24 protein-coding genes are annotated in these 14,324 nt (G+C 45.3%); all 24 read right to left on the bottom strand.

The genetic code is table 11. The features are described from left to right. Window positions 1–41: 41 nt before the first annotated feature. On the bottom strand, window positions 42–425 hold the full coding sequence (rpsM, locus tag JOY44_RS08870; RefSeq protein WP_171573239.1) for a 30S ribosomal protein S13: 384 nt from the start codon (window positions 423–425) through the stop codon (window positions 42–44). A gap of 76 nt (window positions 426–501) precedes the next feature. Next, complete coding sequence (rpmJ, locus tag JOY44_RS08865) at window positions 502–615, bottom strand: 50S ribosomal protein L36 (RefSeq protein ID WP_171573238.1); 114 nt, start codon at window positions 613–615, stop codon at window positions 502–504. Between the two features lie 98 nt (window positions 616–713). Further along, window positions 714–941, bottom strand: coding sequence for a translation initiation factor IF-1 (infA, locus tag JOY44_RS08860; protein ID WP_009767978.1), 228 nt, complete (start codon window positions 939–941; stop codon window positions 714–716). Between the two features lie 112 nt (window positions 942–1,053). After that, window positions 1,054–1,602 (bottom strand): adenylate kinase, encoded by a 549-nt coding sequence (locus JOY44_RS08855; RefSeq protein WP_171573237.1) that lies wholly within the window; start codon window positions 1,600–1,602, stop codon window positions 1,054–1,056. Beyond that, window positions 1,602–2,996, bottom strand: coding sequence for a preprotein translocase subunit SecY (gene secY / locus JOY44_RS08850; RefSeq protein WP_171573236.1), 1,395 nt, complete (start codon window positions 2,994–2,996; stop codon window positions 1,602–1,604). Before secY ends, JOY44_RS08855 begins: the two co-directional genes overlap by 1 nt. A 100-nt stretch (window positions 2,997–3,096) precedes the next feature. Beyond that, window positions 3,097–3,546, bottom strand: coding sequence for a 50S ribosomal protein L15 (gene rplO / locus JOY44_RS08845; RefSeq protein ID WP_171573235.1), 450 nt, complete (start codon window positions 3,544–3,546; stop codon window positions 3,097–3,099). 79 nt (window positions 3,547–3,625) lie between these two features. Next, window positions 3,626–4,147 (bottom strand): 30S ribosomal protein S5, encoded by a 522-nt coding sequence (rpsE, locus tag JOY44_RS08840; RefSeq protein ID WP_171573234.1) that lies wholly within the window; start codon window positions 4,145–4,147, stop codon window positions 3,626–3,628. 12 nt (window positions 4,148–4,159) lie between these two features. Then, complete coding sequence (gene rplR, locus JOY44_RS08835) at window positions 4,160–4,522, bottom strand: 50S ribosomal protein L18 (protein ID WP_171573233.1); 363 nt, start codon at window positions 4,520–4,522, stop codon at window positions 4,160–4,162. Between the two features lie 2 nt (window positions 4,523–4,524). Next, window positions 4,525–5,064 carry a 50S ribosomal protein L6 gene (gene rplF, locus JOY44_RS08830; protein WP_171573232.1) on the bottom strand — a complete coding sequence of 180 codons (540 nt, stop codon included), beginning with the start codon at window positions 5,062–5,064 and terminating at the stop codon, window positions 4,525–4,527. A gap of 62 nt (window positions 5,065–5,126) precedes the next feature. Next, window positions 5,127–5,528 carry a 30S ribosomal protein S8 gene (gene rpsH, locus JOY44_RS08825; RefSeq protein ID WP_171573231.1) on the bottom strand — a complete coding sequence of 134 codons (402 nt, stop codon included), beginning with the start codon at window positions 5,526–5,528 and terminating at the stop codon, window positions 5,127–5,129. A 24-nt stretch (window positions 5,529–5,552) separates the two neighbouring features. Then, complete coding sequence (gene rplE / locus JOY44_RS08820) at window positions 5,553–6,098, bottom strand: 50S ribosomal protein L5 (protein ID WP_171573230.1); 546 nt, start codon at window positions 6,096–6,098, stop codon at window positions 5,553–5,555. 51 nt (window positions 6,099–6,149) lie between these two features. After that, a complete protein-coding gene (gene rplX, locus JOY44_RS08815; protein ID WP_171573798.1) occupies window positions 6,150–6,461 on the bottom strand; it encodes a 50S ribosomal protein L24 in 312 nt (103 codons plus the stop codon). A 32-nt stretch (window positions 6,462–6,493) separates the two neighbouring features. Beyond that, window positions 6,494–6,859, bottom strand: coding sequence for a 50S ribosomal protein L14 (gene rplN, locus JOY44_RS08810; RefSeq protein ID WP_171573229.1), 366 nt, complete (start codon window positions 6,857–6,859; stop codon window positions 6,494–6,496). A 13-nt stretch (window positions 6,860–6,872) separates the two neighbouring features. Further along, window positions 6,873–7,124: a 30S ribosomal protein S17 gene (rpsQ, locus tag JOY44_RS08805; RefSeq protein WP_171573228.1), complete on the bottom strand. Its 252-nt coding sequence runs from the start codon at window positions 7,122–7,124 to the stop codon at window positions 6,873–6,875. A 54-nt stretch (window positions 7,125–7,178) separates the two neighbouring features. Further along, the gene (gene rpmC / locus JOY44_RS08800) at window positions 7,179–7,394 is read right to left on the bottom strand and encodes a 50S ribosomal protein L29 (protein WP_171573227.1); all 216 of its coding nucleotides are present in this window, start codon (window positions 7,392–7,394) and stop codon (window positions 7,179–7,181) included. A 2-nt stretch (window positions 7,395–7,396) separates the two neighbouring features. Further along, the gene (gene rplP / locus JOY44_RS08795; RefSeq protein ID WP_171573226.1) at window positions 7,397–7,816 is read right to left on the bottom strand and encodes a 50S ribosomal protein L16; all 420 of its coding nucleotides are present in this window, start codon (window positions 7,814–7,816) and stop codon (window positions 7,397–7,399) included. Between the two features lie 72 nt (window positions 7,817–7,888). Next, the gene (gene rpsC, locus JOY44_RS08790) at window positions 7,889–8,638 is read right to left on the bottom strand and encodes a 30S ribosomal protein S3 (protein WP_171573225.1); all 750 of its coding nucleotides are present in this window, start codon (window positions 8,636–8,638) and stop codon (window positions 7,889–7,891) included. 46 nt (window positions 8,639–8,684) lie between these two features. Next, a complete protein-coding gene (gene rplV, locus JOY44_RS08785) occupies window positions 8,685–9,047 on the bottom strand; it encodes a 50S ribosomal protein L22 (RefSeq protein ID WP_171573224.1) in 363 nt (120 codons plus the stop codon). Between the two features lie 57 nt (window positions 9,048–9,104). Next, entirely contained in the window at window positions 9,105–9,383 is a 279-nt protein-coding gene (rpsS, locus tag JOY44_RS08780; protein ID WP_171573223.1) for a 30S ribosomal protein S19, read from the bottom strand. A gap of 18 nt (window positions 9,384–9,401) precedes the next feature. Further along, the gene (gene rplB, locus JOY44_RS08775) at window positions 9,402–10,265 is read right to left on the bottom strand and encodes a 50S ribosomal protein L2 (protein ID WP_171573222.1); all 864 of its coding nucleotides are present in this window, start codon (window positions 10,263–10,265) and stop codon (window positions 9,402–9,404) included. A gap of 36 nt (window positions 10,266–10,301) precedes the next feature. Then, window positions 10,302–10,607 carry a 50S ribosomal protein L23 gene (locus JOY44_RS08770; protein ID WP_197985076.1) on the bottom strand — a complete coding sequence of 102 codons (306 nt, stop codon included), beginning with the start codon at window positions 10,605–10,607 and terminating at the stop codon, window positions 10,302–10,304. Then, entirely contained in the window at window positions 10,597–11,235 is a 639-nt protein-coding gene (gene rplD, locus JOY44_RS08765; protein WP_322091343.1) for a 50S ribosomal protein L4, read from the bottom strand. The genes JOY44_RS08770 and rplD overlap by 11 nt, the downstream gene beginning before the upstream one ends. A 70-nt stretch (window positions 11,236–11,305) precedes the next feature. Further along, window positions 11,306–11,944, bottom strand: coding sequence for a 50S ribosomal protein L3 (rplC, locus tag JOY44_RS08760; RefSeq protein WP_171573220.1), 639 nt, complete (start codon window positions 11,942–11,944; stop codon window positions 11,306–11,308). Window positions 11,945–12,345: 401 nt separating this feature from the next. Then, window positions 12,346–14,211, bottom strand: coding sequence for a R3H domain-containing nucleic acid-binding protein (locus JOY44_RS08755; protein WP_197985075.1), 1,866 nt, complete (start codon window positions 14,209–14,211; stop codon window positions 12,346–12,348). Between the last annotated feature and the right edge of the window lie 113 nt (window positions 14,212–14,324).

Below are 14,324 nucleotides of genomic sequence, written 5' to 3'. Positions count from 1 at the left end.
CAGTTGAACTCCTTAGCGCTAACAGCGGAAAATCTTGGAAACTACTTCTTACTAGGCGCTTTCTTCTTACCAGCAACAGTACGACGACCACCTCGGCGTGTACGTGCATTAGTACGTGTTCTTTGTCCCCGAACTGGCAAACCTAATCGATGACGGCGCCCCCTGTAGGTGCCAATATCCATTAAGCGTTTAATGTTCATCGCCTCTAAGCGACGCAAGTCTCCTTCTATTTGATAGCTACCCTCAACCTCAGCTCTCAGAGCCGCAATTTCTGAGTCACTTAAATCCTTAACTCGAATGTCAGGATTTACTCCAGTCCCCTTCAAGACCGCTTGGGATCTGGTAAGTCCAATCCCATAGATATAGGTCAAACCAATCTCAACTCGCTTGTCACGAGGTAGGTCTACTCCGGCAATCCGTGCCACACTATTCTCCCCTACTGTCTAAATTAACGCTAACTTAACTGAAAATCTCTACACGATGGAGGCTAAAACCAAACAACTAACCCTGGCGTTGCTTATGCTTTGGGTTAGGGCAAATGACCATGACTCGACCTTTGCGGCGAATAACACGACATTTCTCGCAGATTTTGCGAACTGATGCTCGAACTTTCATCTCTGTTGATATCGCTACAAACTCAATATATTATCAAAATTTCACTAAAGTTGTCAACCCCGGTGAATTTTTTTAGCAAACAATCCTGAAAAGCGAAATTATTTTTTATTGCGTAAGCGATAGGTTATTCGTCCTTTGGTGAGGTCGTATGGAGTCAATTCAACCTTTACGCGATCGCCCGGCAAAATTTTGATGTAATTTCGTCTAATTTTTCCTGAAATATGAGCCAATACATTAAACCCATTATCTAAATCAACACGAAACATGGCATTTGGAAGGGACTCTGTTACTGTGCCTTCCATCTCAATTAAATCTTGCTTCGACAATTTAACTCTCCTGCTTTGCTATACAACGACCAGATAAAATCCCAGCAGAGCCATTTCATCTTGAGTCTAGACTATTGAAAGAAAATCTTCTTAGGGAAGATGACCAGTATGCTTAGATAAGCTTCTTTAAGTCCATCGTGACTTTTTCCACCAGCTGATTACCGTCTACAACAGCAAGCTTTTTACGCTTTGTATAGAAATCAATTAAAGGAGAAGTTTGTTCTCGATAGACCTTTAATCGATTATGAATTACTTCTTCAGTATCATCAGTTCTTCCTCTCTCAAGCATTCGACTAGCCAAAACATCATCAGGAACCTCAAGATTCACAACATAATCATATGGTTGCTCGATCTGGTTTAAGAGGGAATCTAAAAACTCTGCTTGAAGCACATTTCGAGGAAACCCGTCTAAAATCCAACCATCTTGTGCATCAGCATTGTTTAATCTCTCTTGGATTAGCGCAACTACAAGCTGGTCGGGTACTAGGTCGCCTCGATCCATATAAGATTTTGCTTGTATACCTAAGGGAGTTTGATTTGCAACAGCAGCCCGGAGAATGTCTCCTGTGGAAATGTGAGGAATACTGCAAAGGTCTGCCGTCAACTTTGCCTGGGTTCCTTTACCAGCTCCAGGAGCACCTAAAAATATCAATCGAGGCACTATTGATTCACCATTCCTTCGTATCGTTGAGAAATTACATACGTTTGAATCTGCTTCGCAGTGTCAATGGCTACCCCAACAACAATGAGGAGAGAAGTTGCTCCAAATCCTTGAAAAGTGGTTACGCGAGTGGCACTTTCAACAGCTGTTGGAACAATTGCAACTAAGCCCAAAAATATTGCCCCAAGGAATGTAAGGCGATTTAAAACACGTTCAATGTAATCGCTGGTCGCTTTTCCTGGTCGAATGCCTGGAATACTAGCTCCCATCTTTTTCAAGTTCTGAGATAAATCAACCGGATTAATGGTTAAAGATGTCCAGAAATAACTAAAGAATATGATTAGAAAAAGGTAGAAAATTACATAGACCCAAGGCGCTTGACCACTTGGACTCAGATAGTTAGCAACCTGACTCAAAAAAGGATTTTTGGTAAATTCAGCTAAATAGACGGGCAAGAAAAGAATGGCAGAAGCAAAAATAATAGGCATCACACCGCTGGAATTCAATCGGAGAGGCAAATAGCTGCTGCGTTCAAGGTAGGTCTTACGACCCACTTGGCGACGAGCAGAAACGATAGGAATTCGTCGAGTTCCTTCTTGAACGAAAACGATGCCTACAATCATGACTAGAAAAACAATAAGCAGCATGATCACGCCACCTACTAAGCCGCGATCGCCAGTCTGAGCTAATTCCAAAGTTTGTCCTAGAGAACGAGGCAATCCAGAAACAATGCTTATGACAATTAGTAAAGATGCACCATTACCAATGCCACGCTCAGTGATTAACTCTCCAATCCACATTACAAGCATAGAACCGGCTGTCAAAGCCAAAGCTGTAGAGGCAATAAATGGAATCAGCGTTATAGGGCTAATGGGTACCCCCGCTTGAGTTGCAAATGAAAAGCCACTTGGAGTTCGTTGAGCCAGAACCAAAGCCCCGTTTATTCTTGCCGCACCACTGTTAATTACCCACCAAGCCAGCCCCACACTTTGAATAATTGCCCAGCCAAGGGCAACATAGCGAGTAATTTGAGAGATCTTTCGACGACCCGCCTCTCCCTCATTTTTCTGAAGATTTTCAAGTGCGGGAAGAGCAGTTGTTAAAAGCTGCAAGATAATAGAAGCATTAATATAAGGTAAAATGCCGAGTGCGAAAATACCTAGTGCAGATAATCCGCCCCCCGAGAAAATATCTAAGAAACTTACTACGGGGTTGTTTTGAACACTTTGTGCGAATGCACTACGATCTATATCGGGGATCGGTAGAAAAATGCCAAGGCGTACCAGAATTAACATCCCGATTGTCAGCAAGACACGTCCACGCAGTCCAGCCGCCTGCGCCATTTGGGAAAACGTCTCTTGGGCACTTGGTGCCTTGTCTCGATTAACAACCATAGGGAAACTCTCCTAATGCACGCTTTTTGTGGCAATTGTGCGACTGCAATTCTTAGTGAAAATTACTAGGAAGCACGTAGAAAACTTTTAAGATAAGCTATTAGCCATCTAAAACCTCGCAGGTTCCTTTCACCGCTTCAATCTTAGCGCGAGCAGATGCTGTGAAAGCTGCCGCTTTCACAGACAAGGGAATAGTCAACTCCCCACCACCCAAAATCTTTAAGGGCCCATCGTCGGCAGTCAAGATACCAGATTCGATTAAGGACTCTAACGTTACTTCGAAGTTTGCTGCAAGCGTTGATAATTTACCGACGTTAATAACAGTAAAGTTCTTAGGATTTACTAGCGGAAAATACTTTAGTTTTGGTAAACGTCGATATAAAGGAGTTTGTCCACCTTCAAAACCAGGACGGGTTGGACGCCCCGAACGAGATTTTTGCCCCCGCATACCAAAGCCACAACTTGCACCTTGTCCAGCCGCAATTCCTCGACCAACGCGGCGGCGGCGGCGGTTTGAGCCTGGTTGAGGTGCTACATCGTAAAGTCTCATGGTTAATACTCTCATTCAAGATCAAGACATCAATTCACTGTCACTAAATCAGGCAGAAGCTAGCAATAACTAATCCTAATTAAGCGTATAAGTTCTCGATTGAAATACCCCTCTCCTCAGCTACTTCAGCAAACGTTCTCAAGGTGCCAAGAGCATCAACAGCTGCTCTTGCATTATTCAGAGGATTGTCAGAACCAAGCTGTTTAGCCAAAATATTTTTAACACCTGCTAGCTCAAGCACAGTTCTAACTGCGCCTCCAGCAATTACTCCAGTACCAGGTGCCGCAGGGCGCATCATTACTTTTGCACCACCGCCTTGACCCGTGGTGGGGTGAGGAATGGAGTTATTCTTGGTTAAAGGAACTTCGACTAGATGCTTTTTGCCATCTGCCACACCCTTTTTAACAGCTCCAATTACATCTGCAGCTTTGCCAACGCCAACACCAACTTGCCCACGTTCATTGCCCACGACAACGATCGCCCGAAAGCTAAGTTTTTTGCCACCTTTGACAACCTTAGTGACACGACGGATTTGAACAACCCGTTCCTGCCAATCGGTTTCTTTTTCGCGGCTCTTCGTGTTTTTACGACCCTTCGCCATGATTATTAGTCCTTAAAATTCCAGTCCAGCTTCACGGGCAGCGTCAGCCAAAGCTTTAACACGACCGTGATAAAGATTACCACCGCGATCAAATACAACTCGCTTGATCCCTTTCTCGATAGAACGCTCAGCAATGAGCTTTCCGACATGAGCAGAAGCATTACAGTTTGCCCCTGTATCTAGATCTGCTTTGAGATCCGATTCTACTGTTGAAGCAGATGCTAACGTATGATGTTGAGTATCATCAATTAGCTGAACATAGATGTGCTGATTGGAGCGAAAAACAGCTAGCCGAGGGCGCTCTGATGTTCCTAACACCTTGCGACGTACACGAGAATGACGACGACGAGTTGATTCTCTACGACTTGTTTTCATAACTACTTCTTACCTGCCTTACCAGCCTTACGCTTAACGACTTCGCCTGCATAACGAATGCCCTTGCCCTTGTAAGGTTCGGGAGGTCGAACTGCTCGAATCCGCGCCGCTGTGTTACCCACAATTTCCTTGTCGATGCCACTTACCAAAACGTTTGTAGTACCTTCTACGGCAAACTGGATACCGTTAGGTGGCTCTATTTGAACTGGATGGCTATAGCCCATGTTAAGAGTCAAATTCTGACCCTGAACTTGTGCTCTATAGCCAACCCCAATAATTTCCAATCGGCGCTGAAATCCTTGTGATACGCCTTCAACCATGTTTGCAATCAGAGTTCGACTGAGACCATGGCGTTGACGCGCGGTGCGCGATTCATCGCGCTGGTTAACAAAAACAGTCTCTCCTTCCTGTGAGATTTTGACCTCATCAGGCAGCGTACGGGACAACTCACCTTTGGGACCCTTAACCGTAACAGATTGACCGTCAATGGCGACAGTCACTTTGCTGGGAATACTGATTGGACGCTTACCTATACGTGACATAGCTTCTTACTCCTACTACTGCGATCGCTAGGACGATCTGATGATGTTTATCCTCAAATTAGCTACCAAACGTAGCAGAGGACTTCACCACCTAAACCCTGCCGACGAGCTTCACGGTCGGTCATAATGCCGCTTGAAGTCGAAATGATAGCAATACCGATGCCTCCCAGTACACGGGGCAAGTCATTTCGATTTGAGTAAACTCGAAAACCTGGTTTACTGACTCGCTTCAAAGAGTTAATGATGGGTCGTCTGCTTTTGCCCTTGTATTTCAAAGAAATCACCAAGTTCTTCTTAATACCCTCGCCAGTTTCTTCGTATTCAGTAATGAAACCCTCATCCTTAAGGACTTTGGCAATGTTGCGAGTCATCTTTGTGGATGGGATTTCGGTGGTTTGATGCCGCGCAAGATTCGCATTACGAATTCGCGTCAACATATCTGAAATCGTATCATTTACCGCCATAGTGTTCCCTTTGATAAACCTGCCTTAGCTGTCCCGGAAGGGCATACCAAATTCTTTCAACAAGGCTCGACCCTCCTCATCAGTGTTTGCCGTTGTAATGATGGAAATATCCATCCCGCGAATTTGGTCAATGCTGTCGTACTCGATTTCTGGAAAGATAAGCTGTTCGCGAATTCCCAAGGTGTAGTTTCCTCGTCCGTCGAAACTCTTTGGACTAATTCCTCTAAAATCTCGGATTCTAGGCAGTGCAAGGTTGATAAATCTATCTAAAAACGCATACATCCGATCAGCTCGCAAAGTAACCATGATGCCAACGGGCATCCCTTGGCGAAGCTTGAAGCCAGCTATCGCTTTCTTGGCTCGAGTTACAACAGGCTTTTGCCCAGTAATCACCCCAATCTCAACCAGCGATGCTTCCAATGCTTTAGCATTTTGAGCCGCTTCGCCTAGCCCTCGGTTTAAGGTTACCTTAACCAGTTTAGGAACCTGATGAACGTTTTTGTAACCAAACTGCTCTGTCAGCTTCGGAACAATTTCTTCTTGGTAGCGAACTTTAATTTTCTGTGGCATATAAATCAGTTTCCTTAGATTCCCTGGGCTTTGTCAGGAAAAGAGATTAAGTTAATCAAGGATTTCCCCAGTCTTTTTCAACATACGCACCTTACGTCCATCAGCATTGAAGCTGTAGCAAATGCGACTAGCAGTTTTTTGCTTCTCGGAATAAAGCATGACATTAGAGCTATGGATTGGAGCTTCACTAGTTACTATTTGTCCAGATTCGCCCTCTTGCTGAGGCTTTACATGCTTTGTTCGGAAGTTCACTCCTTTGACGAGGACTTTACTTTCCTTGTGTAAAGTTTGCAGGATTTCTCCAATTTTTCCTTTATCTTTCCCAGAGATAACTTGAACCGTGTCGCCCTTCTTGACGTGCATCTTGTGACGAATGACCGCTTTAGTTTTTGCCATCACAGTACCTCCGGAGCCAAAGAAACAATTTTAGTGAACTCCTTGTCACGTAATTCACGTGCCACAGGACCAAAAACGCGAGTTCCACGGGGGTTTTTATCTTTATTGATAAGTACAGCAGCATTATCATCGAAGCGAATACTCATGCCGTTGTCACGGCGTAGGGTATGACGGGTTCGAACGATTACTGCAGTCACTACATCAGACTTTTTAACCGCCATATTGGGAATCGCATCTTTAACAACGGCGACCACAACGTCACCGATACCTGCGTAGCGGCGACGACCACCTAATACGCGGATGCACATTAGCTTGCGAGCACCACTGTTGTCTGCAACATTAAGGTAGCTTTGCGGCTGAATCATAAGTCACCTTCCTTTAAACTTGAGCGGATGTTGTTAAAACATCGATCACTTGCCACCGTTTGGTGCGGCTCAAGGGACGAGTTTCTTGAATGCGAACGCGATCGCCAGTCTTGCACTGGTTTCCTTCATCATGAGCTTTGTATCGCTTTGTACTAGCAACGATTTTTCCATATTTTGAATGGGCAGAGCGACTCTCAACCGCTACCACTACGGTTTTATCCATTTTGTCGCTAACGACCAGACCAACTCTCTCTTTTACTGCCATCTCATCTACTCCGTCGAAAGCTATAAAAATACTTGTAAGCAGAAGCGCCGTCCATTAGTGTGATGATGCCTTCTGCAGTTGACGTTCCCGTTCAATGGTCATCAATTGAGCTAACCGATGACGGGTGTGTTTAAACTGATGAGACTTTTCTAGTCTACGAGTGCCTTTTTGAAAACGTAGGTCAAACAATAAACGCTTTGTGGCTACAATCTGTTCGTCAAGTTCTTCTTCACTCAAATTCCGAACTTCGTCGATTTTAGGTAATGACATCGTTATGACTCCTCCGCTTCACGAGTGATAAACTTTGTCTTGATTGGCAATTTATATTGAGCTAATCGCATTGCTTCACGGGCAGTCGCTTCTGGCACGCCAGCAATTTCAAATAAAATTCGTCCGGGCTTCACAACAGCGACCCAATATTCAGGAGCACCTTTACCAGAACCCATACGGGTTTCTGCAGGGCGCATGGTTATGGGTTTATCTGGAAAAATACGAATCCAGATTTTACCGCCTCGACGAATGTAACGAGTCATTGCACGACGACTCGCCTCAATTTGGCGAGAAGTAATCCAAGTTGGTTCTAAAGCTTGCAATCCAAACTCACCAAAGTTTAGATCACTGCCACGAGTCGCTAGACCTTTCATACGTCCGCGCTGCTGTTTACGAAATTTTGTTCTTCTTGGGCTTAACATGGCTCACTACCTTAGGGAGTCAAAATTCGGGGATTAAATGTCCGAAAGATAGGCATCTTTCGTTTCCTAACTTCACCCTTCATTTGAGCGATCTTCAAATTGCTGACGACGACGTTGTTGACGACGTTTAGGCTGATTGTTAGCGGGTACAGATTTCTCTTCTTGTCCAGGTATAATTTCACCTTTGAAGACCCACACCTTGATACCAAGCGTGCCGTAGATTGTACTGGCAGTGCAGTAGGCGTAATCAATGTCTGCACGGAGTGTGTGAAGGGGTACGCGTCCCTCTCGTGTCCATTCGGGACGAGCAATTTCAGCCCCGTTTAGACGACCACTGACTTGAATTTTGATGCCTTCTACGCCAGCTTTTTGAGCACGTTGAATTGTTTGACGCACTACGCGACGGAAAGAAACGCGACGTTCCAATTGCTGTGCAATATATTCACCAATCAACGCAGCATCCGCATCAACTCGCGTCACTTCTATTACGTTAATACGGATTTGGCGATCACTCCCGCCCAGCAACCTTTGTAATCCGCTCCGCAATTCCTCAATCCCTTGACCTCCACGACCCACCACTACACCAGGACGAGCAGTGTGCACTTCTAAGTCAATTTGATCTGCCTTTCTCTCAATCCGAATTTGAGAAATTCCAGGACTTTCTAGCCCCTTCAGCTTTAAGGGGTTTTTCAAAAAGAAGTTTCGGATTGTGTAATCTTCCTGAAGTAGCTCAGGATAGCGATTAGTATCAGCAAACCAGCGAGAGCGATGCTCCTGGGTGATACCTAAACGTAAGCCAGTTGGATGAATCTTCTGTCCCACAAAACGCGTCCTTATACAAATTCAACAATATTGATTGACATACAAACTACTTGTCCTCTCCACCTGGAGCAACAGAAATTGTAATGTGACAAGTTGGCTTTCGGATTTGATAGGCGCGACCTTGAGCACGTGGACGAAAACGCTTTAACGTCGGACCCTGATCGGCATAAGCAGTACTAACGATTAAGTCTGCACGATCGTATCCCTGATTATGTTCAGCATTTGCAGCAGCAGAGCGCAGCAGCTTTAATACAGGCTCACATGCACGATAAGGCATGAATTCCAAGATGATTAACGCTTCTCGGTAGGAAATACCTCGAATTTGATCAAGAACACGACGAACCTTGCGAGGGGACATCCGAATGTAGCGAGCGATCGCCTTTATTTCAGTTGTAGTATCAACAGCCATATCCATTTCTCCTTAACTGACCGCTACTAGCCTTGAGCCAGTAGTAAAATCCCTCTCTTATCGACGTGCCTTTTTATCAGTACCAGCGTGCCCCTTAAAGGTGCGCGTGGGCGAAAATTCTCCCAACTTATGTCCAACCATTTGTTCATTGACATAAACCGGAACATGTTGTTTGCCGTTGTGAACAGCAATAGTATGCCCAATCATCTGAGGCAAAATCGTAGAAGAACGAGACCAAGTTTTAATAACTTGCTTTTCACCCTTTATGTTTAATGCTTCAACTTTACTAAGCAGATGATCAGCAACAAACGGACCTTTTTTAAGCGAGCGAGCCATTTTTTAATTCCTTATCACCTACGAATCCCGACCACCACGACCACGCTTAGAAGACTTGCGACGACGGCGAACAATTAGAGCACTACTCAATTTGCGCTTGTTTCGAGTTTTATACCCTAAAGTTGGCTTACCCCAAGGAGTAACAGGTCCAGAACGACCAATCGGCGCACGTCCTTCACCACCACCATGAGGATGATCGACAGGGTTCATGACGCTGCCTCGCACTTCAGGACGACGACCTAAGTGCCGCTTCCGACCTGCTTTTCCTAAACTCGTGTTGCGTACGTCTGCATTCCCAACCTGTCCAATCGTGGCGTAGCACTCACGACGAATCATACGAACTTCACCAGAAGGCAGCTTCAGAGTGACAAAATTTCCGTCTTTTGCAGCAACTTGAGCGCTTGCTCCAGCAGCCCGAACAACTTGCCCACCCCGTCCAGGAGTCAACTCCACATTATGAACAGCTGTACCCAAAGGAATGTTACTGAGCGGCAAAGCATTGCCAATCTCAATTGGCGAGTCAGGGCCAGCAATGACGGTTGTTCCAACAGCAAGACCCGCGGGATGCAATATGTATCGCTTCTCACCATCTTTGTAGTACAGCAGTGCAATTCGCGCATTCCGGTTGGGATCGTACTCGATCGCTGCAACTTTAGCGGGAATGTTGCGCTTATCGCGCCGGAAATCAATTTGCCGATAAAGACGTTTGTGACCGCCACCACGATGACGACAAGTGATAACACCGCGGTTATTACGACCTTTAGGACGATGACGCGATTTAGTCAGCGACTTTTCAGGCTCGTCACGGGTAATCTCAGCAAAATCGGAAATGCTGCGTTCACGTGTCCCGGGGGTATAGGGTCGATAAATACGAATGCCCATAACTTAATCTCTTGAATGCCTTATCAAATAGAAAAATTAAACTTCTGGGAATAGAGCAATAGAATCACCAGCAGCCAAAGTAACAACTGCTCGCTTGTAAGTAGGACGGTATCCCATAAACTTGCCAACTCGACGCTGTTTACGAGGAGGATTAATCGTGCTTACACCCACCACCTTCACTTCAAACAACGATTCAATAGCTGCTTTGATTTCAGGCTTAGTAGCTTTGGGAGAAATTTCAAACGTATATTGATTATTCTCTAAAAGCAATGTTGCCTTTTCCGTAATAATTGGACGACGAACCAGATCCATCAAATTTCGAGGATTAAATTCAGTCACCATAAACCTCCTGGATTTTCGTAACAGCAGATAGCGTAATTACAATGCGATCTGCAGCTAAGAGATCAAAAACATTCAAATTGGACGCAGAAATTAAACGAAGTTTGGCGACATTGCGAGAAGATAGATAAACTGTTTCCTCGCGCTCTGCCAAAATCAACAAAACTTTCGATTCAGCCTGAATTCCCCAAGTTTTCAGCGCTCCAACCAAATCTTTCGTTTTTGGACGAGGGAATTTATCAGCAAAATCTTGTACAACTATGATGTCCTCAATACGGCTTTGAATTGCCGTTCTAAGAGCAAGTCGTCTTTCCTTGCGGTTCATTTTGACCGAGTAGTCTCTCGGTTTAGGTCCAAAGATTACTCCGCCGCCACGCCAAAGAGGAGAACGATTAGAACCAGCGCGAGCACGCCCTGTACCTTTTTGTCGCCATGGTTTTCTTCCTCCCCCCCTAACTTCAGCACGGGTTTTGGTCGATGCTGTACCTTGACGAGCATTTGCCATTTGGCGTATCAGTGCTCGATGAACAACATGAGTCGCACTTTTTTCGCTTGCTACTCGCAAATCTAAAGAAGCACTACCAACCTCTTCCCCGCTCCAATCTTTAATTGCGCAATCCACCATAATCATCAACCTTATTCAACATTCGCAGGCTTTAAGAGCCAGAAATAGGAAAAAATCTTTTCTTGCGGCTTATTTTCTACTTAGATCCAACAATCGTTGCAGGAACTACATTTACTAAAGCGCCTGGCTTGCCAGGAATAGCACCTTTGATTAAGAGCAAGTTTCTTTCAGAGTCAACACGGATGACTGTTAATTTGCGAATAGTAACTTGGCTACCTCCTAGCCGACCTGCCATCCGCTTTCCTGGATAAACACGTCCTGGAGTGGTGCCCGCGCCAGTAGAGCCAGGTGCCCTATGATTTTTAGATCCGTGTGACATGGGACCGCGCTTGAAATTGTGGCGCTTTTGATAACCTGCGAAGCCACGACCGATACTGGTGCCGATTACGTCAACAGTTTGACCTGTAGAAAATGTGTCTACTTTAATTTGTTGACCTAATTCAAATGCACCAGAGTTTTCTAAGCGATACTCGTGCAGGTAACGCACAGGAGAGCAATTGGACTTAGTTAGGTGACCCAACTCAGGCTTGCTTAAAGCCTTCTGCTTAACATCGCCATAGCCAACTTGAACGGCTGAATAGCCGTCTGTTTGGGTTGTTTTAACTTGAGTGACAGTACAAGGTCCTGCTTGAATAACAGTAACTGGAACTGCTTTACCTGTTTCATCAAAGACTTGGGTCATGCCAAGTTTTGTGCCGAGAATACCCACAGCCACTATGAATGGTCTCCCTTTCGTACACGCTTTGGAATGGCAGACAACCAAAGGCTATCTGCATAACTGATGGATAGGTTGCAATTCAAGCTTTTGATAGACTTTTATCTTACGGATCTCGAAAGACAATAATCTAACTATTCTTGTCAACTATCTCTAAACTTTGCCAAGTCTGAAGGAAATGCGCAAAATCAGTCGGTTGAGTGCCAGCTAAGGACTTGAATGGCAAGCCGTTCAGTATCCCCTTCAGATATTCGAGAGAAATAGGATAGCTCTAGGCAATCCAAACTACTCGAGAATCATCTGTGATGAGCGTTTAGGCAACAGTTATCAACTATAGACCAATTCATTTGATTCTGTCTAGTGTTATGTCAAGTTTTTTTGGTCTGTTGTCAACATGCTCTTTAAGCAGGATAGATTCTCAATCGCCGATTGGGTTCTTCTCCAAAACTGCGAGACTTGAGATGGTAATGCTCAACTAGTTCATGCTGCGTTTTGCGAACAGTCGCAGAGCGCGGTAGCAATTCTACTGGCTGACCTTTAGGAATCACGATTTGTTCGACAGCAAGTCTAGCTTCTTCTAAGGCTTCAATCTCATCGTCATTGTCTCCTCTTAATAGGTCTAAATCAGTGGCATCAGGAACTCCAGGGTCATCCATATCAAGCATTCGACGTAAGCCACGAGCAATTTGGGGAATGCTGCTGGCTTTAATGGTGTGAATGGGGACTTGACGAGACTTGGCAAATTGACGCAGTTTTGAATGATTTTTGACGTGCGATCGCAACGCCAAAACAGCATCTGCACTGTCAATATCTTTAGTTAAGACGACTGGCAGTTTTAATGTGCGAACCACTTGATCAAGCTGATGACGACTGACTCCATAAGGGTAGATGTATAAGATGTCCTCCCCATTTGGACCTAAACGGCGCTCATCTCTAGCAGTTTCCTCATAGTCATAGCCATTTCTTTCCAAAGAATTTTGCAGAAAAGGTTCTACGGTCTCATTGGAAAACAAGGAAGTCTGTAAAGATTCATCCAACAAACGCTCAAATTCTTGCTCATCGGGAATTTTGGCAAGTGCAGAATCTGTTGATAAAGGTCGCATTTGACCGGAGGATCGCCATCCCCTTGCCGGAAGTTCTGAGCGTCCAGCAAAAGGGCGAGCAATCAGTGAATTGTCTCGCTGCCCAAAATCGATGGAGGGCGATCGCGTTCTGCCTGTTCTAGAAGCTGCAAACTCATCACTCGACAATTCATGGGTGACAATTACTTTGCCCGTTTCACTAACTGCGCGCACTTGGGGATTCGGTTGCCGACCCCGCAATAAGCTATCAACGGTTTCTGCTACCTGTTCATGTACCACCCAACTCTGCCGTTCCATCATCTCCACAGCAATATCAAAAGTGGGAGGCGCTTTTCGCTCTAAAACACTTTTCTGACTTCCTCTGCGGCGTGCTTCTTCGTCTCCCAACGTGACCGATTGGATGCCACCCACTAAATCTGAAAGCGTTGGATTTTTGATTAGATTCTCTAGTCGGTTGCCATGGGCAGTTCCGACAAGCTGCACTCCTCGTTCGGCAATTGTGCGAGCCGCCAAAGCTTCAAGCTCTGTCCCGATTTCATCAATCACAATGACTTCTGGCATGTGGTTTTCCACTGCCTCAATCATGACTTGGTGTTGAAGTTCAGGACGGGCCACTTGCATTCTTCGGGCACGACCGATCGCCGGATGCGGCACATCTCCATCTCCTGCGATTTCATTCGATGTATCAATGATGACAACTCGTTTTTCTAATTCGTCTGCCAAAACGCGGGCAATCTCTCGAAGCGCAGTGGTTTTGCCGACTCCAGGACGACCCAGCATTAAGATGGATTTGCCGCTTTCTACCAGATCGCGAATCATACTGATCGTCCCGAAAATCGCCCGGCCCACTCGACAGGTTAAACCAATAACCTCGCCCCGCCGATTACGAATTGCGCTAATGCGATGAAGGGTTCGCTCAATGCCAGCGCGATTATCTCCACCAAAATCGCCAACGCTTTTGATACATTCGTTGAGATCGCTTTGAGTAACCGGGATTTCAGAAAGATACTCTGCTAGACCAGGAAAACGAGCTTCTGGACGACGACCTAGATCCAATACAACCTCAACCAGCATATTGCGTTGAGGATGCTGCTGTAGCTGTAGCTGAATAGAAGCTGGAAGAATGTTGAGCAGTTTATTTAAATCGTCTGTAACAAGCAAATCAGTCGATACGATATTATCCATCTTTGATGCAGTTTTCAAAAATCACTTAAGGACAATTTGAGAGGAAGTTAGCCACCTTGTGAAGCCTTCTAGATGCTGCCAGCAAGGTACTAATCAAAAAAACTTGGAGCCGT

It is taken from the genome of Leptolyngbya sp. Cla-17 (assembly GCF_016807185.1).
Lineage (GTDB): Bacteria > Cyanobacteriota > Cyanobacteriia > Leptolyngbyales > Leptolyngbyaceae > ULC077BIN1.
Note: the sequence above shows the minus strand (reverse complement) of the source record. Positions and strands in the feature narration are given on the sequence as shown.